25 protein-coding genes and 1 pseudogene are annotated in these 22,063 nt (G+C 71.3%); 16 read left to right on the top strand and 10 right to left on the bottom strand.

Translation table 11 applies throughout. The features are described from left to right. Window positions 1-175: 175 nt before the first annotated feature. A complete protein-coding gene (locus tag F8271_RS07670) occupies window positions 176-1,090 on the bottom strand; it encodes a PD-(D/E)XK nuclease family protein (protein ID WP_151488951.1) in 915 nt (304 codons plus the stop codon). Window positions 1,091-1,167: 77 nt separating this feature from the next. Between F8271_RS07670 and F8271_RS07665 the strand changes: the two genes are divergently transcribed. The 4 genes from F8271_RS07665 to F8271_RS07655 are packed head-to-tail and all read left to right on the top strand — an operon-like array spanning window position 1,168 to window position 4,029. Next, entirely contained in the window at window positions 1,168-2,322 is a 1,155-nt protein-coding gene (locus F8271_RS07665; RefSeq protein ID WP_151488950.1) for a M50 family metallopeptidase, read from the top strand. Further along, on the top strand, window positions 2,319-3,320 hold the full coding sequence (locus F8271_RS07660) for a tRNA (adenine-N1)-methyltransferase (protein WP_370461882.1): 1,002 nt from the start codon (window positions 2,319-2,321) through the stop codon (window positions 3,318-3,320). Before F8271_RS07665 ends, F8271_RS07660 begins: the two co-directional genes overlap by 4 nt. Then, window positions 3,317-3,460 (top strand): hypothetical protein, encoded by a 144-nt coding sequence (locus tag F8271_RS32235; RefSeq protein ID WP_192580185.1) that lies wholly within the window; start codon window positions 3,317-3,319, stop codon window positions 3,458-3,460. The genes F8271_RS07660 and F8271_RS32235 overlap by 4 nt, the downstream gene beginning before the upstream one ends. Beyond that, entirely contained in the window at window positions 3,457-4,029 is a 573-nt protein-coding gene (locus tag F8271_RS07655) for a hypothetical protein (protein WP_151488949.1), read from the top strand. The genes F8271_RS32235 and F8271_RS07655 overlap by 4 nt, the downstream gene beginning before the upstream one ends. Before the next feature lie 51 nt (window positions 4,030-4,080). Here F8271_RS07655 and F8271_RS07650 read toward each other — a convergent pair whose 3' ends face one another. Further along, window positions 4,081-4,371, bottom strand: a complete 291-nt coding sequence (locus tag F8271_RS07650; protein ID WP_074309704.1) for a ferredoxin — start codon at window positions 4,369-4,371, stop codon at window positions 4,081-4,083. A 178-nt stretch (window positions 4,372-4,549) separates the two neighbouring features. On the opposite strand from F8271_RS07650, the gene arc reads away from it, so the two are divergent. From arc to prcA, 7 genes are all read left to right on the top strand, one after another. After that, window positions 4,550-6,334, top strand: a complete 1,785-nt coding sequence (gene arc / locus F8271_RS07645) for a proteasome ATPase (RefSeq protein ID WP_151488948.1) — start codon at window positions 4,550-4,552, stop codon at window positions 6,332-6,334. A gap of 161 nt (window positions 6,335-6,495) precedes the next feature. Beyond that, window positions 6,496-8,484 (top strand): hypothetical protein, encoded by a 1,989-nt coding sequence (locus tag F8271_RS07640; protein ID WP_151488947.1) that lies wholly within the window; start codon window positions 6,496-6,498, stop codon window positions 8,482-8,484. A gap of 110 nt (window positions 8,485-8,594) precedes the next feature. Beyond that, window positions 8,595-10,112, top strand: a complete 1,518-nt coding sequence (gene dop / locus F8271_RS07635) for a depupylase/deamidase Dop (protein ID WP_151488946.1) — start codon at window positions 8,595-8,597, stop codon at window positions 10,110-10,112. Window positions 10,113-10,216: 104 nt separating this feature from the next. Then, window positions 10,217-10,432: a ubiquitin-like protein Pup gene (locus F8271_RS07630; protein WP_151488945.1), complete on the top strand. Its 216-nt coding sequence runs from the start codon at window positions 10,217-10,219 to the stop codon at window positions 10,430-10,432. Between the two features lie 20 nt (window positions 10,433-10,452). Beyond that, complete coding sequence (locus F8271_RS07625) at window positions 10,453-11,139, top strand: endonuclease VII domain-containing protein (protein WP_151488944.1); 687 nt, start codon at window positions 10,453-10,455, stop codon at window positions 11,137-11,139. Continuing rightward, the gene (prcB, locus tag F8271_RS07620) at window positions 11,058-11,897 is read left to right on the top strand and encodes a proteasome subunit beta (protein ID WP_192580184.1); all 840 of its coding nucleotides are present in this window, start codon (window positions 11,058-11,060) and stop codon (window positions 11,895-11,897) included. Before F8271_RS07625 ends, prcB begins: the two co-directional genes overlap by 82 nt. A 61-nt stretch (window positions 11,898-11,958) precedes the next feature. Further along, complete coding sequence (gene prcA / locus F8271_RS07615) at window positions 11,959-12,780, top strand: proteasome subunit alpha (protein WP_151488942.1); 822 nt, start codon at window positions 11,959-11,961, stop codon at window positions 12,778-12,780. A gap of 70 nt (window positions 12,781-12,850) precedes the next feature. Here the strand turns inward: prcA and F8271_RS07610 are convergent, their stop codons facing one another. From F8271_RS07610 to rfbB, 6 genes are read right to left on the bottom strand one after another with little or no spacing between them, the layout of a single operon-like run. After that, entirely contained in the window at window positions 12,851-13,879 is a 1,029-nt protein-coding gene (locus tag F8271_RS07610) for a glycosyltransferase family 2 protein (RefSeq protein WP_151488941.1), read from the bottom strand. Next, window positions 13,876-15,102, bottom strand: a complete 1,227-nt coding sequence (locus tag F8271_RS07605; RefSeq protein WP_225854225.1) for a lipopolysaccharide biosynthesis protein — start codon at window positions 15,100-15,102, stop codon at window positions 13,876-13,878. Before F8271_RS07605 ends, F8271_RS07610 begins: the two co-directional genes overlap by 4 nt. Further along, on the bottom strand, window positions 15,099-15,800 hold the full coding sequence (locus tag F8271_RS07600) for a glycosyltransferase family 2 protein (RefSeq protein WP_151488940.1): 702 nt from the start codon (window positions 15,798-15,800) through the stop codon (window positions 15,099-15,101). Before F8271_RS07600 ends, F8271_RS07605 begins: the two co-directional genes overlap by 4 nt. Beyond that, window positions 15,793-16,164 (bottom strand): DUF2304 domain-containing protein, encoded by a 372-nt coding sequence (locus F8271_RS07595; RefSeq protein ID WP_139584287.1) that lies wholly within the window; start codon window positions 16,162-16,164, stop codon window positions 15,793-15,795. Before F8271_RS07595 ends, F8271_RS07600 begins: the two co-directional genes overlap by 8 nt. Further along, complete coding sequence (rfbD, locus tag F8271_RS07590; RefSeq protein WP_151488939.1) at window positions 16,161-17,048, bottom strand: dTDP-4-dehydrorhamnose reductase; 888 nt, start codon at window positions 17,046-17,048, stop codon at window positions 16,161-16,163. The genes F8271_RS07595 and rfbD overlap by 4 nt, the downstream gene beginning before the upstream one ends. Continuing rightward, complete coding sequence (gene rfbB / locus F8271_RS07585; protein ID WP_151488938.1) at window positions 17,045-18,046, bottom strand: dTDP-glucose 4,6-dehydratase; 1,002 nt, start codon at window positions 18,044-18,046, stop codon at window positions 17,045-17,047. Before rfbB ends, rfbD begins: the two co-directional genes overlap by 4 nt. Window positions 18,047-18,133: 87 nt before the next feature. On the opposite strand from rfbB, the gene rfbA reads away from it, so the two are divergent. From rfbA to F8271_RS07565, 4 genes are all read left to right on the top strand, one after another. Beyond that, entirely contained in the window at window positions 18,134-19,024 is an 891-nt protein-coding gene (gene rfbA, locus F8271_RS07580) for a glucose-1-phosphate thymidylyltransferase RfbA (protein WP_151488937.1), read from the top strand. Next, window positions 19,021-19,644 (top strand): dTDP-4-dehydrorhamnose 3,5-epimerase, encoded by a 624-nt coding sequence (gene rfbC, locus F8271_RS07575; RefSeq protein WP_151488936.1) that lies wholly within the window; start codon window positions 19,021-19,023, stop codon window positions 19,642-19,644. The genes rfbA and rfbC overlap by 4 nt, the downstream gene beginning before the upstream one ends. 68 nt (window positions 19,645-19,712) lie before the next feature. After that, a complete protein-coding gene (pafA, locus tag F8271_RS07570; RefSeq protein WP_151488935.1) occupies window positions 19,713-21,071 on the top strand; it encodes a Pup--protein ligase in 1,359 nt (452 codons plus the stop codon). A gap of 67 nt (window positions 21,072-21,138) precedes the next feature. Further along, window positions 21,139-21,333 (top strand): hypothetical protein, encoded by a 195-nt coding sequence (locus F8271_RS07565; RefSeq protein ID WP_151488934.1) that lies wholly within the window; start codon window positions 21,139-21,141, stop codon window positions 21,331-21,333. Window positions 21,334-21,434: 101 nt separating this feature from the next. Here the strand turns inward: F8271_RS07565 and F8271_RS07560 are convergent, their stop codons facing one another. Then, window positions 21,435-21,620, bottom strand: coding sequence for a hypothetical protein (locus F8271_RS07560; protein WP_151488933.1), 186 nt, complete (start codon window positions 21,618-21,620; stop codon window positions 21,435-21,437). A 116-nt stretch (window positions 21,621-21,736) separates the two neighbouring features. Continuing rightward, window positions 21,737-21,982: pseudogene (locus F8271_RS33010) on the bottom strand (DUF3866 family protein); the annotation flags it as partial. On the opposite strand from F8271_RS33010, the gene F8271_RS07550 reads away from it, so the two are divergent. Next, window positions 21,977-22,063: hypothetical protein (locus F8271_RS07550; RefSeq protein WP_225854236.1), on the top strand; the 87-nt coding region annotated here is incomplete at its 3' end. The pseudogene F8271_RS33010 and the gene F8271_RS07550 overlap by 6 nt on opposite strands.

Below are 22,063 nucleotides of genomic sequence, written 5' to 3'. Positions count from 1 at the left end.
GCACCGGTCATCCTCCCGTACGCGGGCCGGTGCGTCGTGGACCGCGGTAGAGACGGACCCGGCGCCCTGTCCCGATCGGCGTGGCACCGATCCGGTCGGGTCCGGTCGCGAGGCCGGCTCCGGTGGGCGCCGGACGCCACCCGGTCGACGGCGCGCGGACCCGGCTACCGGTGGGTCACTCGTCGGTGCCGGGCGTCACCGGAGCGGACCGGGCGTCGCGCAGCGGGTCGGCGCCCGCCGCCGCGACCGGGAACGGTGGCGGAGTGCCGCCGAAGCTCGGGCACAGCGCCTGGTGGCTGCACCAGTCGCAGAGCCGGCTGGGCCGGGGCCGGAAGTCCTGCCGGGCGGTGGCCTGCTCGATCGCCCGCCACAACGCCACGACCGTGCGCTCGAAGCGCACCAACTCGTCGGCGTCCGGCGTGTAGTCCAACACCTCGGCGTCGCGCAGGTAGAGCAGCCGCAGCACCCGGGGCACCACGCCGCGGGTGCGCCACAGCACCAGCGCGTAGAACTTCAACTGGAACAGCGCCCGCGCCTCGAACGCCTCCCGCGGAGCGCCACCGGTCTTGTAGTCGACCACCCGCAACGCGCCGTCCGGGGCCACGTCGAGCCGGTCGAGGTAACCGCGGATCAGCAGTTCCTCGTCGACCACCGCGGAGATCAGACTCTCCCGTTCGGCCGGCTCCAGCCGGGTCGGATCCTCCACCGCGAAGTAACCCTCCAGCAGCCCCGCCGCCGAGCGCAGGAACTCCACCGGCCCGGCCGGCTCCGACCCGTCGAACAGCTCGGCCAGGTCGGGCTGTTCGGTGACCAGCCGGTCCCACTGGGGGGCCACCAGGTCGCCGGCCGCCGCCGGCGTACGCCCGACGGCCGGCAGGTCGAACAGGCGCTCCAACACCGCGTGCACCAACGTGCCCCGGGCCTGCTCGACGGTGGTGCGCTCGGGCAGCCGGTCGATGCTGCGGAACCGGTAGAGCAGGGGGCAGGTCTTGAAATCGGCCGCCCGCGACGGGGACAGCGACGCCCGCACCGTCGGCGGGACCTGCGCCGGTAGGGGGGACTGGGTGGTGGTGACCGGTTCCGCCGTCATGTCGGCAAAGGTTAGGGCACCGGTGTGACACCCACCGCCACCCGCCCCGGGCGGCACCGGTCCGTAGCATCGTTGCGATGGAGCAGACATCCCGCCCGTCGCGCCGGCCCGACCGGCGTCCCGGCCTGAGCGTGGGACGCGTGTTCGGTGTGCCGCTGCACCTCAACGGCTCGATGGTCCTGCTCGCGGTGCTCGTCGCCGTGCTGTACGCCGAATTCGCCCGCCGCCAGCTGGACCTGCCGCAGCTCGCCGGCTACCTGATCGGTTTCGGGTTCGTGGTGTCGCTGCTCGGCTCGGTGCTGCTGCACGAGCTGGGCCACGCGCTCACCGCCCGGCACTACGGCATCGGTGTGCGCGGCATCACCCTGGAACTGCTCGGCGGCTACACCGAGATGGACCGCGACGCCCCGTCACCCCGCGTCGACCTGCTGGTGTCGCTGGCCGGCCCGGCGGTCTCCGCGGTGCTCGGCGTCCTCGCCGTCGCCGCCACCGTCGCGCTGCCCGAACGGACCGTCGCCCACCAGCTCGCCCTGCAGCTCGCCGTGAGCAACGTCATCGTCGCGGTGTTCAACAGCCTGCCCGGGCTGCCGCTCGACGGCGGACGGGCACTGCGCGCCCTGGTCTGGGGGCTGACCCGCGACCGGCACCGTGGCACCGAAGTCGCCGGCTGGGCGGGACGGGCGGTCGCCGTCGGCACCGCCGCCGTGGTTCTGCTGCTCACCCTCGCCGACTACCTCGCGCCGTTGGCGCTGCCCCTGATGCTGCTGGTCGCCTTCACCCTGTGGCGCGGCGCCGGGCAGGCCATCCGCGCCGCCCGGGTCAGCCGCCGGTTCCCGCTGATCGACCTGTCCCGGCTGGCCCGACCGGTCTGGCCGGTGCCCACCGGCACGCCGCTGGCCGAGGCGCAACGCCGCCGCGCCGAGGCGGGACAGCCCGGCGCCGCGCTGCTGGTCACCGACTCCACCGGCCGGCCGGTCGCGCTGGTCGACCCGGCCGCCGCCGAGGCGGTGCCCGCCGAGCGACGCCCCTGGCTGGCGGTCGACGCCGTCGCCCGGTCGCTGGGCGCGCTGCCCACCCTCGCGGCCGGGCTCGACGGGGAGCGGGTGATGGATGCCGTACAGACCCACCCGGGCGCGCAGTACGTGGTGACGTCAGGCGAAGATGTCGTCGGCATTCTGCACATCGGGGACCTGGCACAGCTCCTCGAACCCAACCGGAAGATGACATCGTGACCGCAACGTCCTCCACCGTCCCGGCCGACGCCGCCACCCCGGCGCTGACACCCGTGCACCGTGGGCCCTTCCGGCCCGGCGACCGGGTGCAGCTGACCGACCCGAAGGGGCGGATGCACACCGTGACGCTGGAGCCCGGCAAGGAGTTCCACACCCACCGGGGCATCCTGGCGCACGACACGCTGATCGGGCTGCCCGACGGCAGCGTGGTGACCACCGCCGGCGGCGGCACGGCGTTCCTGGCGCTGCGGCCGCTGCTGTCGGACTACGTGCTCTCCATGCCGCGTGGCGCGCAGGTGATCTACCCGAAGGACTCGGCGCAGATCGTCGCCATGGGCGACATCTTTCCCGGCGCGAAGGTTCTCGAAGCCGGTGCCGGCTCCGGCGCGCTGAGCTGTTCACTGCTGCGGGCCGTCGGCACCGAGGGTGAGCTGCACTCGTTCGAGGTGCGCGACGACTTCGCGCAGATCGCCAAGCGCAACGTGGAGGCGTTCTTCAACGGCCCGCACCCGTCCTGGAACCTGCATGTCGGCGACGTGGCACACTGCCAGGAGACCGGTTTCGACCGGATCATCCTGGACATGCTGACCCCGTGGGAGACCCTCGACATGGTCGAGCGGGCGCTGGTGCCCGGCGGTGTGTTCATCGGTTACGTGGCCACCACACCGCAGCTCTCCGAGCTGGTCGAGGCGCTGCGCGAGCGCGGTGGCTGGACCGAGCCGCGCGCCTGGGAGTCGCTGGTGCGCGACTGGCACGCCGAGGGCCTCGCCGTCCGCCCGGACCACCGGATGATCGCGCACACCGCGTTCCTGGTCTCCGCGCGCAAGCTCGCCCCCGGCGTCACCGCCCCGCCCCGGCGGCGCAAGCCCAGCAAGGGCACCGAGGCGTACGCGCAGCGCCGGCAGGACCTGCGCGCGGCGGAGGCGGCCCGGCAGGCGGCCGCCTCGCAGGCGGCCGGCGCGCAGCCCGACGCGACGGGGGAGATGGACAGGCCGTGACGATGGAGCTGGGCGCCGGCGTGACCCGGCGGATCGAGCTGGGCGCCGGCGTGACCCGGCGGATCGAGCTGGGCGCCGGCGTGACCCGGCGGATCGAGCTGGGCGCCGGCCCCGCCGGGCGGGGGGAGGCGGCGGCATGAGCCGACCGGGCTACGGCGGCGGCGACCTACCCGCGGTGTTTCCGGACTGGTCGCCCTACCAGGACCTGGAATCGGCGGCGCGGGCCTACCTGCGCGACCCGGACGTGGCCCTGGAGGCGCTCGGCGGGGTGCTGCGGGGCGCGTCGGTGCTCGGCTTCACTCTGGAGCGTTTCGTCAACGAGGTCAACGGCGTGTGGCAGGAGGTCGTGGTCTGCGACGGCAGCCGGCTGATCCTCTGGCACGGCGAGGACGTGCCGCCGGGGGAGGGGCCGCCGGGGTCGATGACCTCGTCGCTACGGGTGGTGCCGGCGTCCACCGTCACCGAGGTCGGCTGCCGGCGTCGGCTCAACCGCCTGGAGAACGGGGAGATCCGGGTCGACAGCATCGACGTCTACCTGCTGCTCACCTCGCTGGACGAGGTGCCGCCGAGCGAGGAGATGGCCGGCACGCCGCGGCATGACGCGCTGCGCTTCGGCAAGACCCTCGACGACGGTGGCGCCGGGCAGATCGCCCGCCTGGAGGAGTTCGCCCGGCTCGTCGCCTCGGTGGTCGGCCGCCCGATGCTCTGAGGCGTACCCCTCACCACCGGCCGGGCCGCGCGGCCCGGCCGGTGGTGGGCTTCAGTCCTCGGCGTCCGGGCCGGCGACCTCGACGCCGTCGCCGCGCACCACGTGGATGCAGTCGCCCGGGCACTCCTTCGCGGAGTCGATCACTTCGAGTCGCAGGTGTTCGGGCACGTCGACGCGACTGCCCGGCGCCATCCGCAGCTCACCGTCGGCGCCCTTGACGTACGCCAGGCCGTCGATGTCGAACTCGAAAACCTCCGGCGCGTACTGCACGCAGAGCCCATCGCCCGTGCAGAGATCCTGGTCCACCCAGACCTGCAACTGGTCGGTCGCGACCTCGGCCACCGGTGCACCCCCCATGTTCTCCCGTACCAGCCTCCGACGGTACCCGAACGCCAGTACCGGCCCGCCGGGCCACCCTTGGCGATCAAGGTTCGGTGACGAGGGTGTTGCATGGGACCGAATCGGCCTCATAGCGGCTAGTGTTAGGGCAGAACGTTCAAGCCCCCCGGGGAGGTGGGACGTGGCAGCACGCAGCGACGACGCGGACTCGCGCGCCGCACGGTGGGAGAAGGAAGCCCACGATCTCTCCACGCAGGTCGCGTTTCTTCAAGAGGAACTCGCCCTGGTGCGGCGTAAGTTGACCGAGAGCCCCCGACACGTCCGGCAGCTCGAAGAGCGGCTGGCGGCCACCCAGGCACAGTTGGCGCGGCTGACCGAAAACAACGACCGGCTGGTGAGCACCCTCAAAGAGGCTCGCACGCAGATCGTGACGCTCAAGGAGGAGATCGACCGCCTCGCGCAACCGCCGAGTGGCTACGGCGTCTTCCTGGCCAAGCACGACGACGGCACCGTGGACGTCTTCACCGGCGGCCGCAAGCTACGCGTCGCCGTCTCGCCCTCGCTGGACGTGGCCGAGCTGCGCCGCGGGCAGGAGGTTCTGCTCAACGACGCGCTCAACATCGTCGACGCGTTCGGCTACGAGCGGGTCGGCGAGGTGGTGATGCTCAAGGAGATCCTGGAGGGTCCGGGCGGCGGGCCGGGTGACCGGGCGCTGGTGGTCTCCCACTCCGACGAGGAGCGGATCGTGCACCTCGCCGAGACGCTCATCGGCTCGACGATCCGGGCCGGCGACTCGCTCATGATCGAGCCCCGCTCGGCGTACGCGTACGAGCGGATCCCGAAGAGCGAGGTCGAGGAGCTGGTCCTGGAGGAGGTGCCCGACGTCGACTACTCCGACATCGGTGGCCTCCAGTCACAGATCGAGCAGATCCGCGACGCGGTGGAGCTGCCCTTCCTGCACGCGGAACTGTTCCGTGAGCACCAACTCCGCCCGCCCAAGGGCATCCTGCTCTACGGCCCGCCCGGCTGCGGCAAGACGCTGATCGCCAAGGCGGTGGCCAACTCGCTGGCCAAGAAGATCGCCGAACGGCAGGGCAAGGAAAAGCACACCAGCTTCTTCCTCAACATCAAGGGCCCCGAGCTGCTCAACAAGTACGTCGGCGAGACCGAGCGGCACATCCGGTTGATCTTCCAGCGTGCTCGGGAGAAGGCCGGCGAGGGCACCCCGGTGATCGTGTTCTTCGACGAGATGGACTCGATCTTCCGCACCCGTGGCTCCGGTGTCTCCTCCGACGTGGAGAACACCATCGTTCCGCAGCTGCTCAGCGAGATCGACGGCGTGGAGGGGCTGGAGAACGTCATCGTCATCGGCGCCTCCAACCGGGAAGACATGATCGACCCGGCGATCCTGCGCCCCGGACGACTCGACGTGAAGATCAAGATCGAGCGACCGGACGCCGAGGCGGCCAAGGACATCTTCTCCAAGTACATCCTCTCCGGGCTGCCCCTGCACCCGGACGACCTGGCCGAACACGGAGCCGACCCGCAGGCCACCGTCGCCGCCATGATCGACGCCGTGGTGCTGCGGATGTACTCGGAAACCGAGGAGAACCGCTTCCTCGAGGTCACCTACGCCAACGGTGACAAGGAAGTCCTCTACTTCAAGGACTTCAACTCCGGCGCGATGATCCAGAACATCGTCGACCGGGCCAAGAAGATGGCCATCAAGGAGTTCCTCACCTCCGGCCGTAAGGGGCTACGCCTGCAGCACCTGCTCGACTCCTGCGTCGACGAGTTCCGCGAGAACGAGGACCTGCCCAACACCACCAACCCCGACGACTGGGCCCGGATCTCCGGCAAGAAGGGCGAGCGGATCGTCTACATCCGCACGCTCGTCTCCGGCGGCAAGGGCACCGAGGCCGGCCGGTCCATCGAGACCGCCAACAACACCGGCCAGTACCTCTGAACCGCCCAGCGGCGGCACCGGACACGTCCGGTGCCGCCGCTGCACGTGTGCGACACCCACCCCACCGGCGGGCCAACGGCCGCGCCCGTTCCCGCTAGACTGCGGCGACTCCGCCGACCAACCGAACGAGGACTCCCGTGCGTGCCGACGCCACCATGGAAATGCCAGCAGTGCCAGGTGGCACCGACAACCGGAGGCCGGCCGAACAGCCGCCCGCGCCACCAGCCGCCCGACGCCTCGGAATCGGCCCGCTGCTCGCCATCCTGCTCGCCTGCTGGCTCGTCCCGTTCGCCGCGAACGCCGTACACGCCGCGTGGCTGCTGCCCCCGGTGATCCTGCTCGGCACGGCCAGCCTGGTGCGCTCCGGCCGCACCCTGCTCGACCGGATGATGCTCGCCCTCGCCCTGCTCGCCGGCCTCACCTGCGCCACCGGGCTGCTCTTCACCGTGTGGCCCTGGGGCCTGCACCCGGTCCCCGTCACCGGCCTGGCGCTGACCGTCCTGACCCTGGCCGCCGTGCTGTCCCGGCGCGCACCCCGGCTGCCCCGCCCCAGCTGGTCCGACCTCGCCACGCTCGCCGCGGCGGCCCTCGCCGCCGGCTACCTCGCCACCCCCTACCTGCGGGCCGACACCTTCGGTCAGCGACTCAACCTCGCCATGGTCGGCGAGGACAACGGACGCCACCCCGCCCTCTTCGACGTGATCGGCCGCCTCGGCGGCTACCTCTTCCTCGACGCCGACACCGCCCGCGAGAACATCTTCTCCGGCCTCGTGCACTACCCGCAGGGCTGGCACTTCACCACCGCCCTGCTCGACGGCTTCCTGCGCAGCGCTGGCGACCCACCCACCGGCGCGCGACTCATGGACCACTACGTGCTCTGGTGCCTCCTCACCTTCGCCGGGCTGCTGCTCGCGCTCAGCTGGGCCGCCCAGCACGTCGCCGGCCCCCTGCACCCGCTGCGCCGCCTGGTCCTCATCGTCGCCGTCACCGCCCTGGCCCTCGGCACCGAACTGCCCCGCCTGCTCGTCGCCGGCTACCCCAGCGAGACCTTCGGGCTCAGCCTGTCCGCGATCCTCGTCGCCCTCGTCGTCCGCCCCCTCAACCGGCTGCGCGAACAACTCCTGCTCGTCGGGGCGCTGCTCATCGGCATCGGCTTCAGCTACTACCTCTTCCTCTTCCCGACCGGCGCCATGGTTCTCTGCTGGCTCATCGCCGACCGGCGCCGACTTCGCGCCCGCCCCGGCACCGTCGCCGCCATCGCCGTGCCCACCGCGGCGCTGGCCCCGCTGATCCCCCTGCTCGGCCTGCTCGTCGCCGGCCAGAGCGAGGCCCTTGCCGCCCCCGGCGGCACACCTCCGGTCGAGACCTACAACACCATGCTCGGCCTCGGCGCGGTCGTCGCCGCCATCCTCGTCCGCACCAACCTCGCCGAGTCCACCTGGCGGCGCTACCTCGTCACCCTCGGCGTCGGCCTGCTCTTCTCCGCCAGCATGGCCGCCGTGAACCTGGCCAACGGCACCCAACCGGCCTACTACTTCGGCAAGACCGCCCACCTGGTCATCGCCGTCCTCATCATCGGCGCCGCCGCACCCGCCCGACTGCTGCCCGTGCCCGCTCAGAGCACCGACTCCGAGCCACGGCGACGCCCCATCACCGGCACCCTCCCCGCCGTCGCCACCGCCGCCCTCGTGACGCTCGCGGTGCTCGCCGGCACCGGCGTGCTCGGCTGGACCGGCGGCTACTTCCACCGCACCGGCAGCAACGGCACGTGGGCGAAGGACTGGGCCAGCCGGGACGTCCGGAACATCACCCGCTCCGCGTCGGTCACCTCCATCGCCTACCGCAACTACCCGGCGATCCCCGGCACCGTCACCCTCGTCGTGGACAAGCAGGGCCTCCAGGGCTACCGGGAGTCGATCTTCCTCTCCGCCATGCAGGGCACCAGCGGCCAGACCGAACCCGGCATCTACTTCCGGATCTACGACGAACCCGCCCGGACCGCGGAGATCCTGCGCCGCGTTCCCCGCCCGCTGCGCCTCATCGTCGCCGACCCGGCTGCCCAGCGGGCCATCGACGGCGCGCTCACGGCAGACCCGACCCTGCGCGACGGCCTGACCCTGGTGCCACTCAAGCCCGCCACGGCGCGGTAACGCGCCGCGCCGACCGGCGGGGCCGCGCGGTCGGCCACCACGCAGACTAGTCTCGATGGTGTGAGCGGCGGGCACGCCGGCTCCGTGGGGCGAGCGAAGCGAGTGGTCGCATGACGGTACGTCGGATCATGGGCACCGAGGTCGAGTACGGCATCTCCGTTCCCGGCCAGGCCGGAGCCAACCCGATGGTCACCTCATCGCAGGTGGTCAACGCCTACGGGGCCCGCCCCGAACTCAACCGAGGCGGGCGGGCCCGCTGGGACTACGAGGAAGAGTCGCCGCTGCGCGACGCCCGCGGCTTCACCTACTCCGGCGCGCTCTACGACCCGGCCGAGGCCCTCGCGGACGAGGACCTCGGCCTGGCCAACGTGATCCTCACCAACGGCGCACGCCTCTACGTCGACCACGCCCACCCCGAATACTCCACCCCCGAGGTCACCACCCCTCGCGACATCGTGCGCTGGGACAAGGCCGGGGAGCGGGTGATGGCCGAGGCGTCCCGCCGTGCCGCCACCATCCCCGGCAGCCACCCGATCCGTCTGTACAAGAACAACACCGACAACAAGGGCGCCAGCTACGGCGCCCACGAGAACTACCTGATGCGCCGGCAGACGCCGTTCGCCGACATCGTGGCGTACCTGACGCCGTTCTTCGTCACCCGGCAGATCGTCTGCGGCGCCGGCCGCGTCGGCATCGGCCAGGACGGCGGGCAGAGCGGCTTCCAGATCTCCCAACGCGCCGACTTCTTCGAAGTCGAGGTGGGCCTGGAAACCACCCTCAAGCGGCCGATCATCAACACCCGCGACGAGCCGCACGCCGACGCCGACAAGTACCGCCGACTGCACGTCATCATCGGCGACGCCAACCTCTCCGAGATCTCCACCTACCTCAAGGTCGGCACCACCGCGTTGATCCTCACCATGATCGAGGAGAAGGCGCTCGGCGCCGACCTGGGCATCGCCGACCCGGTCAGCGAGCTGCGCGCGGTCAGCCACGACCCCGCCCTGTCGCACCTGATGCGGCTGCGCGACGGCCGCCGGCTCACCGCCCTCGACCTGCAGTGGGCGTACCTGGAGCGGGCCCGGTCCTTTGTCGACGACCGGTACGGCACCGACGCCGACGAGCAGACCGTGGACGTGCTCGACCGCTGGGAGAGCGTCCTCGACCGGCTCGGCCGCGACCCGATGCTCTGCGCCGACGAACTAGACTGGGTGGCCAAGCTGCGGCTGCTGGAGGGCTACCGGGAACGCGAGAAGCTCGGCTGGGGCTCGCACAAGCTCCAGCTGGTCGACCTGCAGTATTCCGACGTCCGGCCGGAGAAGGGCCTCTACAATCGGCTGGTCACCCGGGGGGCGATGAAGACGCTGCTCACCGACGACGAGACGCGCTCGGCGATGACCGAGCCCCCGGAGGACACCCGGGCCTACTTCCGGGGCCGCTGTCTGGCCCAGTACGCCTCCGAGGTGGTCGCCGCCAGCTGGGATTCGGTGATCTTCGACGTGGGTCGGGAGTCGCTCGTCCGGGTGCCGATGATGGAGCCGGAGCGGGGCACCCGCGCGCACGTCGGGGCGCTGTTCGACCGCTGCGCCAGCGCCAAGGACCTCCTGGAGACGCTGACCGGCGGCTGAGCACGGGCCCGAAAGCCCGTCATGTGCCGCGAGCCGGCGCGTGGCGGGCTTTTCGTCGTCCGTGCGAGGTAAGTTCATCGCAGACGATCGTGGAGGAGACAGCTATGGCCACTCATGACAGCGGCGGTCAGTCGCAGTCCGGCAAGTCCCGCCAGGGCGAGGAGATCGAGGACGTCGTCACCGAGGCCAACCCCGAGGTGGCCGAGCGGCACTCCAAGACCACCGAAAGCACCAAGGACCTCCTCGACGTGATCGACGAGATCCTCGAAGAAAACGCAGAAGAGTTTGTGAGGGGCTACGTTCAAAAAGGAGGTCAGTGAACATATAGGGTAATTCGGACATGGCTAAAGCGAGCGATGATCGTGACGGGCTCCGTCGCTGCCGAGATTGCGGCGAATGGAAGGCGTTCGATCAGTTCTGTGTGAGCTCCAAGAGGCCGGGCGGGCGGGGTAGCTACTGCAAGCTCTGCTTCAACGAGCGATCCAAGGCGAGCTACGCGCGGCGGGTGAGAGCCGAGTTTGGCCGCGAGGTGCGCGGAGGTCGCGTCGTGCCGGAGGGGCACAAGCACTGTCCGGCCTGCGACGCGGTCGAGCCGTTCGATGCCTTCCCCCGCAACCGGGCGGACACGTCCGGCTGCGCCACCTACTGCAAGCCCTGCCACAACACCAAGACCAAAGAGACGAAAGAGCGCCTGTACGGGGGTAACCGCGAGTATCACCTGCGGCGGCGGTACGGCGTCGGGGAGAAGGAGTTTCAGGAGCTCCTGGCCGAGCAGGGCGGGGTCTGCGCGATCTGCGGCGGCGCGGACCCGCAACATCTGGACCACGATCATCGCACCGGATGGGTGCGCGGGATACTCTGCTTCAACTGCAACGGTGGTCTTGGCCAGTTCCGTGACAGTCCCACGAGGCTGGCCAGGGCGATCACGTACCTGAGAGGAACCACGTGGCAGCGGGCTTTGATCCATCCGGGCGTCTACCAGATGTGTTCACCAACGCGGGGACGTCCTCCTTCACGACGTTTCTGAGCCGGGTGGCACCCGAGATGCTGCCCGGTCGGCGACCGCTGCCGCCGGGCATGGCCGCCGACCTGGCGCCGCACGCGACCACCATCGTGGCCATCGCGGCCGTCGACGGTGTGGTGATGGCGGGCGACCGGCGGGCCACCATGGGCAACCTGATCGCCCAGCGTGACATCGAGAAGGTGCACCCGGCCGACGCGTACTCGCTGGTCGGTATCGCGGGCACCGCGGGCATCGGTATCGAGCTGATGCGACTGTTCCAGGTGGAGCTGGAGCACTACGAGAAGATCGAGGGCGCGATGCTCTCGCTGGACGGCAAGGCCAACCGGTTGGCCTCGATGATCCGGGGCAATCTGGGCGCGGCCATGCAGGGGCTGGCCGTGGTGCCGCTCTTCGCCGGCTTTGACCTGGCCGCCGCCGATCCGGCGAAGGCCGGTCGGATCTTCAGCTTCGACGTGACGGGTGGCCCGTACGAGGAGACCGGTTACGACGCGATCGGTTCCGGGTCGCTGTTCGCCAAGTCCGCGCTGAAGAAGCGGTTCCGGGCCGGGTTGTCCGTCGCGGACGCGACCCGGCTCGCGGTCGAGGCGCTCTACGACGCGGCCGACGACGACACCGCGACCGGTGGCCCGGACCTGACCCGGCGGATCTACCCGGTGGTGATGACCGCGACCGCCGAGGGCACCCACCGGCTCATCGACGCCGAGACGGCGACGATCGCCGAGGGCGTGGTCGCCGGTCGGATGGAGAATCCGGGCGGTTGAGCCGCGCCCACCCCCACCAGCCAGCAGTCGTCAGCACAGCGCCGTTAGGAGAACCGCCGCCGTGGCCATGCAGTTCTACGCCTCGCCCGAACAGATCATGCGCGACCGTTCCGAGCTGGCCCGTAAGGGCATCGCCCGGGGCCGCAGCGCGGTGGTCCTGAGCTACGCCGGCGGGGTGCTCTTCGTCGCGGAGAACCTCTCCAGTGCCCTGCACAAGGTCAGTGAGATCTACGACCGGATCGGGTTCGCCGCGGTGGGCCGGTACAACGAGTTCGAGAATCTGCGTCGCGCCGGTGTGCGGATGGCGGATCTGAACGGGCTCAGTTACGACCGTCGGGACGTGACCGGCCGGGCCCTGGCCAACGCGTTCGCGCAGACCCTGGGTGCGATCTTCACGGAGCAGTCGAAGCCGTTCGAGGTGGAGATCTGCGTGGCGGAGGTCGGGCCGACACCCGCCGACGACGAGTTGTACCGGCTCACCTACGACGGTTCGGTCAACGACGAGCCGGGGCGGATGGCGATGGGTGGGCAGGCCGAGGCGATCACCGGCGTGTTGAAGTCCAACCACCGGCCGGACATGTCGCTCGCCGAGGCGGCGAAGGTGGCGGTGCAGGCGTTGAGCACCGTCGGTGGGGAGGGCGGTGCCGCCCGGACGATCGCCGCGAACCAGCTTGAGGTGGCGGTGCTGGACCGTCAGCGGGTCGGTCGGACGTTCCGGCGGATCACCGGGGCCGCGCTGACCGCCCTGTTGGACGGGGAGTCGACGCCGCCGACCAGCGACCGACCGGACACGCCGAGCGTGCCGACCGGGGAGGCCGGTAAGCCGACCAGTTCGGCGGGTTCCGCGGATCTGGAGGACCGGCCGGGTCAGCCCGACAACTGACGGTGTGACGACGAAGCGCCGGTGCCCACGTGAGGTGGGCGCCGGCGCTTCGGTCTGTCTGTCGGGTGGGTCAGCGGCGTTGCAGCAGCGATCGGGCGAGGGCCCAGTAGCCGGCGGCGACGGCGTTGAACACGCCCATGCCGGGCGGCGAGTCGACGTTCGACGGGGCGACGCGGGCGGTCATCAGGTCGGCGATGACCCCGTCGGGCACGGTGCGTTCGCGTTGGAGTTGACGGCGGCGGGAACCCACCCAGGCGCGGTTGCTCCACAGCCAGCCCCAGCCGCGGGTCTTCTGCCTGGTCCAACCGCCAGCGAGCGCGGCGGCGAGCATGGCTGCCTCGGTGAGCAGCAGCATCGGGGCGAGCACCACCAGCGTCCGGGTCTGGTAGGCGGTCAGCAGGGTGACCAGTCGGTTGCGTTCCACCAGGTAGAGCTTGAGGTCGTTGCGGGAGAACTCGTAGTGGTGGCGGACAACGGCGTCGGGGACGTACTCCAGGCGCAGGCCGCGTTGCCACAGCCGCAGGCTGAGTTCGGTGTCCTCGTGGTAGGCGAAGTATTCGGCGGCGAAGCCGTCGAGGTCCTGCCAGCGTTCGCGGCTGATCACGAAGCAGCAGCCGCTGAGGGAGGGCACGGTGGTGCGTACGGCGTGTGCGGTGGCGGGTTCGCCGTTGCCGCCGGCCCAGGACAGCCCGGTGAAGTGCAGCGGGTTGCCGGACGTGTTGATCAGCTCGGGGTTGTCGGCGAGCCGGATGGAGGCCATGGCCGCGCCGACGCCCGGTTCGGCGGCCACCGCGACGGTCTTGGCGAGGGCGTCGGGGGCGACGATGGCGTCGGAGTTGACGAAGGCCAGCCAGTCTCCGGTGGCTTCGGCGGCGCCGACGCGGCAGCCGCCGGAGTAGCCCGTGTTCTGTTCGGGTCGGACGACCCGGACCTGGGGGAAGCCCTTGACGATGTCGATGCCGTCGCCGGTGCAGCCGTTGTCGACGACCACCAGGTCGATGTCGACGTCGGTGCTGGCCAGCACGGCACGGGCGGCGTCGACCAGGTACGGCTCGGTGCCGTAGGCGAGCATCACCGCGGTCACCTGTGGGCGGGTCATCGGATGCCTCCGGTTACGGCAGGGACGACGGAGCCGACGGTGTAGGCCAGTTCGACGCGCAGGGTGACCGGGGCCGGGATCAGTGTCACGGCGACCAGGGCGGCGACGCCGACGGTCCAGGCGAGGGCCTGTGCGCGGTGCCGGTCGAGGGCGAGCAGGGCCTGGCCGAGCACCATGGCCCAGAGGTAGGCGAGGGTGGCGACGGCCAGCCACGCGAAGTCGCCGTGGCCGAGCACGTCGGGGGCGTCGAAGAGGGTGCGGACCAGCCATGGGCCGATCAGTACGGCGCCGAGCGCCCCGGTGAGGCCGAGTGCGGTGACGATGCCGAGTGCGCGGCGCAGCAGGCTGTGGAAGCCGGCCTGGTCGCCGGTGGTGGCGGTGGTGGCGAGGCCGGGCAGGAGGGACGCCTGGAGTGAGCCGAAGACGAACAGGGGGATGCGGACCAGCACGAGGGCGGAGAGCAGGGCGCCGGCGGCGGCCGTCTCGGTGGGGGCGAGCAACTGCACGTTGATCACGCCGATGTTGACCACGACCTGGGAGAGCAGGCTGGACGCGGTGAGCAGGCCGAGGCCGCGCAGCAGGGTGGCCCAGGCCACGGGTGCGCCGCCGCCGATGGCGCGCAGTACCGGGGGCAGGGTGAGCAGGACGCTGACCAGTGGGGCGGCGACCAGGACGAGGCCGTACCAGACGGGGGAGGTCACTCCGGCGAGCCCGAGCAGGGCGACCAGGATGATCCGCAGGCCGCCGTCGGCGCCGAGCTGGGTGCCGTACCAGGGGAAGAGTTGCAGGCCGGAGAGGACGCCGCGGGTGGCGTAGGCGACGGCCATCGCGGCGAGCGCGCCGACCAGCACGGTGACCATGGTGCCGTCGCCGTGGAAGAGCTTGTCGGCGAGCAGCTGGCGGCCGGCGGTGACGGCCAGCACCAGCACGGCGAGCATCACGGCGGCCACGGTGACGCCGCGGGCCAGCACGGGCCCCGGGGGGAGCCCCTGGCTGTGCCGGGCGGCGACGACCCGGGCGACCTCCTGCTCGACGGGCATGAACACGCCGATGCCGAGGGTGAACACGATCGACCAGAGCACCGAGAGCGATGAGTAGTCGACTTCGGTGAGGTTGTGGCCGGCGACCGCGAGGTGGACGTATGAGGCGAGGCCGAGAAGACCCAGCCCGGCACCAACAGCGATGGTGCCGGGCGGGATCAGGCTCAGCAGGCGACGGATCACCGGCGGATGAGCGCCAGCGTGAGTACCGCGAACGCGCGACCGAGGTAGATCATCGCCTTGGCGGGGGAGTGGCTGGGCGTGCCGGCCATCCGCTTGCGCATGGCGACCGGCACCTGCCGGATGCGGAAGCCGCGGCGGGCGGTGTGCACCAGGGTCTCCACCGTGTCGCCGAGGTACTCGGCCGGGTACCACCCGGCGAACATCTCGATGACCCGCCGGTTGGCGGCCCGGAAGCCGGAGGTGGTGTCGGTGAGCTTGGTGCGGGCGACCCGGGACAGCACGGCGGAGAGCATGACCATGGCCCAGCGGCGGGGGCCGCGGACGTTGTAGTCGCCCTCGCCGGCGAAGCGGGCGCCGATGACCAGGTCGTTGTCGTCGAGCAGGTCGACGAGCTTTGGCACGTACCGGGGGTCGTGCTGGCCGTCGGCGTCGATCTGGATGGCGACGTCGTAGTTGTTGTCGCGGGCGTAGCGGTAGCCGAGGCGCATGGCCCCGCCGACACCGAGGTTGTACGGCAGCTTCGCGACCCGGGCGCCGGCGGCGGCGGCGACGTCGGCGGTGCGGTCGGTGGAGCCGTCGTCGACGACGAGCACGTCGACGCCGGGCAGCTCGCCGCGGACCTCCCCGACGACGTCGGCGATGGAGCCCGACTCGTTGAGGGCCGGGATGATGATCAAGGTGCGCTTGCCGTTAACCATCGGTGGACACCAGTTCGTCTCGGGCCGCCCGGTCCGCGTCGATCTGCGCGCGGAGCAGGGCGAAGTCTTCGGCCAGGGTGCGGGTCTCTTCTTCCAGGGCGCTGACCTCCCAGCTGAGGTGTACGCACACCAGCAGCAGGAAGACGATGCCCAGGAAGAGCACCAGGCTGACACCGGAGGCGACGCCGAGGAGTTCGGCGACGTTGTCGAGCAGCCGGGGGAACAGGGACAGCGGGATCACGATGATCAGTACGGCGAGCCAGAGCATGCCGTACTTCTCGCGCAGCTGACGACGGCGCAGCAGCTCGACGATGGTGCCGAGCAGCAGCAGGCCGGTCAGGCCGGTGACGAGGGTGAGCTTCATGCGACCTTCCACGGGGCGGGTGGAGCGGGGGAGTGGAACGCGTCAACCAGGGTGGAGTGCCAGTCCTGAAGTGGCGGCAGACCCGCGGCCGCCCAGCGGTTGTGCCCTAGCACACTGTACGCCGGACGGGGGGCGGGACGAGGATACCGGTCGCTGGTGGTGGGTCGGATCCGGTCCGGGTCCAGTCCGGCGAGCGTGAACGCGGCGCGGGCGAGCCCGTACCAGGTGGTCTGGCCGGCGCAGGTGCCGTGGTACACGCCGGGCGCCGCCCGACCGGCCAGGGCGGCGTCGGCGAGCGTGACCAGCCGCTCGGCGAGCCGGTAGGACCAGGTGGGTTGCCCGTGCTGGTCGTCGACCACGTCGAGGTGCTCGTGCTGCCCGGCGAGCCGCAGCATGGTGGCCACGAAGTTCGGCCCGTGCGCCCCGTACAGCCAGGCGGTCCGGACCACGTACCCGGTGTCCGGGAGCAGTCGGGCGACGGCCTGCTCGCCGACCAGCTTGCCCCGGCCGTACGCATTGACGGGCGCGGTGGGCGCGTCCTCCGGGTAGGGGGTGTCGGCGTCGCCGGAGAGGACGTAGTCGGTGGAGACCTGGATCAACCGGGTGTCGCCGGTGGCGCACGCCGCCGCGAGGTTCGCGACGCCGTGGCCGTTGACGGCGGTGGCCGCGGCCTCCTCGGCCTCGGCGCCGTCGACGTTGGTCCACGCCGCCGCGTTGATCACGACGTCGTGTCCGGCGACCGCGGCGCGCACGGCGGCGGGGTCGGTGACGTCCAGGTCGGCGCGGGCGGCGGTGGTGACCTTCAGGTCGGGCCGGGCCCCCAGCACGGTGACCAGGTCCCGACCGAGCATCCCGCCGGCGCCGGTGACGAGTAGTCGGGTCATGCGGTGGGCGCCGACTTCAGCGGCTCCCACCAGGCCCGGTTCTCCTGGTACCAGCGCACGGTGTCGGCGAGGCCCTCGTCGAGGGTGATGCTGGGCTGGTAGCCCAGCTCCGCGCTGATCTTGCTGATGTCGAGGGAGTAGCGGCGGTCGTGGCCCTTGCGGTCGGTGACGGGCACGACGCGGTCCCAGCCGGCGCCGCAGGCGTCGAGGAGCCGGCCGGTGAGCTCCTTGTTGGTCAGCTCGGTGCCGCCGCCGATGTTGTAGACCTCGCCGGCGCGGCCCTTCTGCTGGACCAGGGCGATGCCGCGGCAGTGGTCGTGCACGTGCAGCCAGTCGCGGATGTTGCCGCCGTCGCCGTAGAGCGGAACGGTCCCGCCGTCGACCAGGTTGGTCACGAACAGCGGGATGACCTTCTCGGGGAACTGGTACGGGCCGTAGTTGTTGGAGCAGCGGGTGACGACCACGTCCATGCCGTGGGTGCGGTGGTAGGCCAGGGCGAGCAGGTCGGAGCCGGCCTTGGACGCCGAGTACGGCGAGTTGGGGGCCAGCGGCCAGGTCTCGGTCCAGGAGCCCTCGTCGATGGAGCCGTACACCTCGTCGGTGGAGACGTGCACGAACCGGCCGGTGCGGTGGCGCAGCGCGGCGTCGAGCAGGGTCTGGGTGCCCAGCACGTTGGTGGTGACGAACGGCGCGGCGCCCTCGATCGACCGGTCGACGTGCGACTCGGCGGCGAAGTGCACGATCACGTCGTGGTCGGCGACGACCTGGTCGACGACGACCGGGTCGCAGATGTCGCCCTGCACGAACCGTAGTCGCGGGTCGTCGCGTACGGGGTCGAGGTTGGCCAGGTTGCCCGAGTAGGTCAGCTTGTCGAGCACGGTCACGACCGCCGGCTCGAGCGGCGGCACGCCCTCGGCGCTGCCCAGGGGCTTGCCCAAGAGCAGACGAACGTACTCCGACCCGATGAATCCGGCTCCGCCGGTGACGAGGATCCTCACGGGTCCGGAAGTGTACGCGAAGTTGCGCCCGGGGCGTGGGACGCGACCCCCACGCACGTTCCGTAGCCGTGCCGGTAGGCTTCCCCGGTGCGTGGAATCCTACTTGCCGGCGGCACCGGATCCCGGCTCTGGCCGATCACCCGGGCGGTCTCGAAGCAGCTGATGCCGGTCTTCGACAAGCCGATGGTCTACTACCCGCTCTCCACCCTGGTGATGTCCGGGGTCCAGGAGATCCTGGTGATCACCACCCCGGAGGATCAGGACCAGTTCCGTCGGCTGCTCGGCGACGGCAGCCAGTTCGGGCTGCGGCTGGACTACGTCACCCAGGAGCGCCCGGAGGGCATCGCGCAGGCGTTCATCCTCGGCGCGGACTTCATCGGCGACGAGTCGGTGGCGTTGATCCTCGGCGACAACATCTTCCACGGCGTGGGTCTGGGCCGGCAGCTCGCCGACCACGGTGACCCCGTCGGCGGGCGGGTCTTCGCCTACCAGGTGGCCAACCCGCAGGAGTACGGCGTGGTCGACTTCGACGCCGACGGCCGGGTGCTCTCGATCGAGGAGAAGCCGGCCCGGCCGAAGTCCCGCTACGCGGTGCCCGGTCTGTACTTCTACGACAACCGGGTGGTCGACATCGCCCGCAAGCTCACCCCGAGCGCCCGGGGCGAGCTGGAGATCACCGCGGTCAACGAGGTGTACCGGGAGACCGGCGAGCTGTCGGTGACCGTGCTGGACCGGGGCACCGCCTGGCTGGACACCGGCACGTTCACCTCGATGATGCAGGCCGCCGAGTTCGTCCGGGTGGTCGAGGAGCGGCAGGGCCTCAAGATCGGCTGCGTCGAGGAGGTGGCCTGGCGGGCCGGCCTGATCGACGACGACCAGCTGCGCGCGCTGGCCGCGCCGCTGACCAAGAGCGGGTACGGCGACTACCTGCTTCGCCTCCTGGACGAGCGCGACGGCAGCCACGGGGTGTCCTGGTGAAGCTGCGGGAGCTGAGCATCGAGGGCGCCTGGGAGATCACCGCGCAGCAGCACGGTGACGCGCGCGGCATGTTCATGGAGTGGTACCGCTTCGACCGGCTCGCCGAGGCGGTGGGGCACCCACTGCGCCTGGCGCAGGCCAACCTGTCGGTCTCCGCGCGTGGCGTGGTGCGTGGCGTGCACTTCGCCGACGTGCCGCCCGGCCAGGCCAAGTACGTCACGTGTGTGCGTGGCGCGGTCCTCGACGTGATCGTGGACCTGCGGGTGGGCTCGCCGACGTTCGGCCGGTGGGAGGGTGTCCGGCTCGACGACACCGACCGCCGGGCCGTCTACCTCAGCGAGGGCCTGGGGCACGGCTTCTGCGCGCTGACCGACGACGCGACGTTGAGCTACCTCTGCTCGGCGACGTACAACCCGACGGGTGAGCACGCGGTGCACCCGCTGGACGAGGAGTTGGGCATCGAGTGGCCCGCCGACGTCCCGCTGCTGTCGGCGCGCGACGACGCGGCGCCGACCCTCGCCCAGGCCCGCGAGCGGGGCCTGCTGCCGGAGTACGACGCGTGCCGGCGGTTCGTTTCGAGCCTCGGGGCGGACGGAATGTCGCACTCAGCCGGTATGTGACCGCCCCCGAGGCACGACCTGCGGTGTGACAGTGACGAACCGGGCCTCCGGGCGGCTAATGTCACACCATGGAGCGGCGAATCTTCGGCCTCGAGACCGAGTACGGCGTCACCTGCACCTATCGCGGGCAGCGGCGGCTGTCCCCGGACGAGGTCGCGCGGTATCTGTTCCGTCGCGTGGTCTCCTGGGGTCGGTCGAGCAACGTGTTCCTGCGCAATGGGGCCCGGCTCTACCTGGACGTCGGGTCGCACCCGGAGTACGCGACACCGGAGTGCGACTCGGTGACCGACCTGGTCGCCCACGACCGGGCCGGCGAACGGATCCTGGAGGGTCTGCTCGTCGACGCGGAGAAGCGGCTGCACGACGAGGGCATCGCGGGTGAGATCTACCTGTTCAAGAACAACACCGACTCGGCCGGCAACTCGTACGGCTGTCACGAGAACTACCTGGTCTCCCGGCACGGCGAGTTCGGGCGGCTCGCCGACGTGCTCATCCCGTTCCTGGTCACCCGGCAGTTGATCTGCGGGGCCGGCAAGGTTCTGCAGACCCCGCGCGGCGCGGTCTACTGCCTGTCACAGCGGGCCGAGCACATCTGGGAGGGCGTCTCCTCGGCGACCACCCGCAGCCGTCCGATCATCAACACCCGCGACGAGCCGCACGCCGACGCCGAGCGTTACCGGCGGCTGCACGTGATCGTCGGGGACTCCAACATGAACGAGGTCACCACGCTGCTGAAGGTCGGCACCGCCGACATCGTGTTGCGGATGATCGAGGCCGGGGTGGTGATGCGCGACCTGTCCCTGGAGAACCCGATCCGGGCGATCCGGGAGGTGTCGCACGACATCACCGGGCGTCGCAAGGTCCGGTTGGCCTCCGGTAAGGAGGTCAGCGCCCTGGACATCCAGCAGGAGTATCTGTCCAAGGCCACCGAGTTCGTGGAGCGCCGGGGCGGCGACCAGGCCGCCAAGCGGGTCGTCGAGCTGTGGGGCCGGGTGCTCAACGCCGTGGAGAGCGGTGACCTGGAGCCGGTCTCCCGGGAGATCGACTGGGTCAGCAAGCTGCGGCTGATCGAGCGCTACCAGCGCAGGCACGACCTGCCGCTGTCGCACCCCCGGGTCGCGCAGATGGACCTGGCCTACCACGACGTGCGTCGCGGTCGCGGCCTCTACGGTCTGCTGGAGCGGCGCGGCGAGGTCGACCGGGTGGCCACCGACCCGGAGATCTTCGAGGCCAAGGAGACCCCGCCGCAGACCACCCGGGCGCGGCTGCGCGGCGAGTTCATCCGGCACGCCCAGGAGAAGCGGCGGGACTTCACCGTCGACTGGGTGCACCTGAAGCTCAACGACCAGGCGCAGCGCACCGTGCTCTGCAAGGACCCGTTCCGGGCGTACGACGAGCGGGTGGAGCGGTTGATCGCCAGCATGTGACGGGTGTGCCGGCCCCGGCGGTGGTATCCGTCGCCGGGGCCGGCCGGCCCGGTAGGCTGGGCGCGCCATGACGACTTCTGGATCTTCCGACCGCCCCGAGCGCGGCACCGAGCGGCAGAACTGGGTCGAACGCCGGCGGGAGAAGATCCGCGCCGAGATCGACCGTAACCGCCGCGGCGAGTACACCGTGCCGACCTGGGTGCTGGCCCTGGCGCTGGTGCTGATCGTCGGCGGCTGGCTCGCCCTGATCTTCCTGGCCTGACCCCGCGGCGGGTGCCGGTACGCGGTGCGGGCTGCTGCGCGGGACCATCCAGCCCGCACCGGCGTACGCGCCGTCCGTGTCGCGCCGAGCGCTGGCGGACGTCAGGAGTCGAGGCGGCCCCGGACCGTGGGCGTGCGGCGGTGGGTTCCGCCGCCACCCGGGCTGTGGGCGGCCCCGGCCAGCCAGTCCTCGCCGCTCGTGTCGGCGGTCGAAGTGTGCCAGTCTTCGCCGGTGCCGGCCGCGCGACCGGTCGTTGCGGTGCCTGCCCAGATGACGTGTCGTCTCATGGGCACGACGCTAACGTCGACTTGTCAGAAACCCGTGAGGGTCCGGTTGGGATCTGTTGGCGCTGTCACCGTGCCCGCCACGGTCGGCAGCGCCGCGCGGTGGCGACGGACACCGGTCAGGGCAGCAGGGTGACGGCGTGCCGACCGGCCGCGGCGGCGGCCAGGAAGTAGGCGTGGTCGGCGTCGAGGCCACGGCCCATCGTGGACAGCGGCACGGTGCTGGCCCGCAGCGCGGCGTCGAGGCCGCCGGTGGGCACCCGGACGACGCGGTGCCGGGCGGCCAGGGGGGCCAGCGCGGCGTCCACCTCGGCGGCGAGGTCCGGCTCCAGGTCGTCGGGCAGGCGTTCGGCGGCGACCTGGAGGCCACCACCCTGCACGGCGGCCTGCTCGCCGCCCGACACGTGCTGCACGCGGACGTGGCGGGCGGCGACCTGGAGGCCACC

This window comes from Micromonospora sp. ALFpr18c, assembly GCF_008868155.1.
Taxonomy (GTDB): Bacteria; Actinomycetota; Actinomycetes; order Mycobacteriales; family Micromonosporaceae; genus Micromonospora.
Note: the sequence above shows the minus strand (reverse complement) of the source record. Positions and strands in the feature narration are given on the sequence as shown.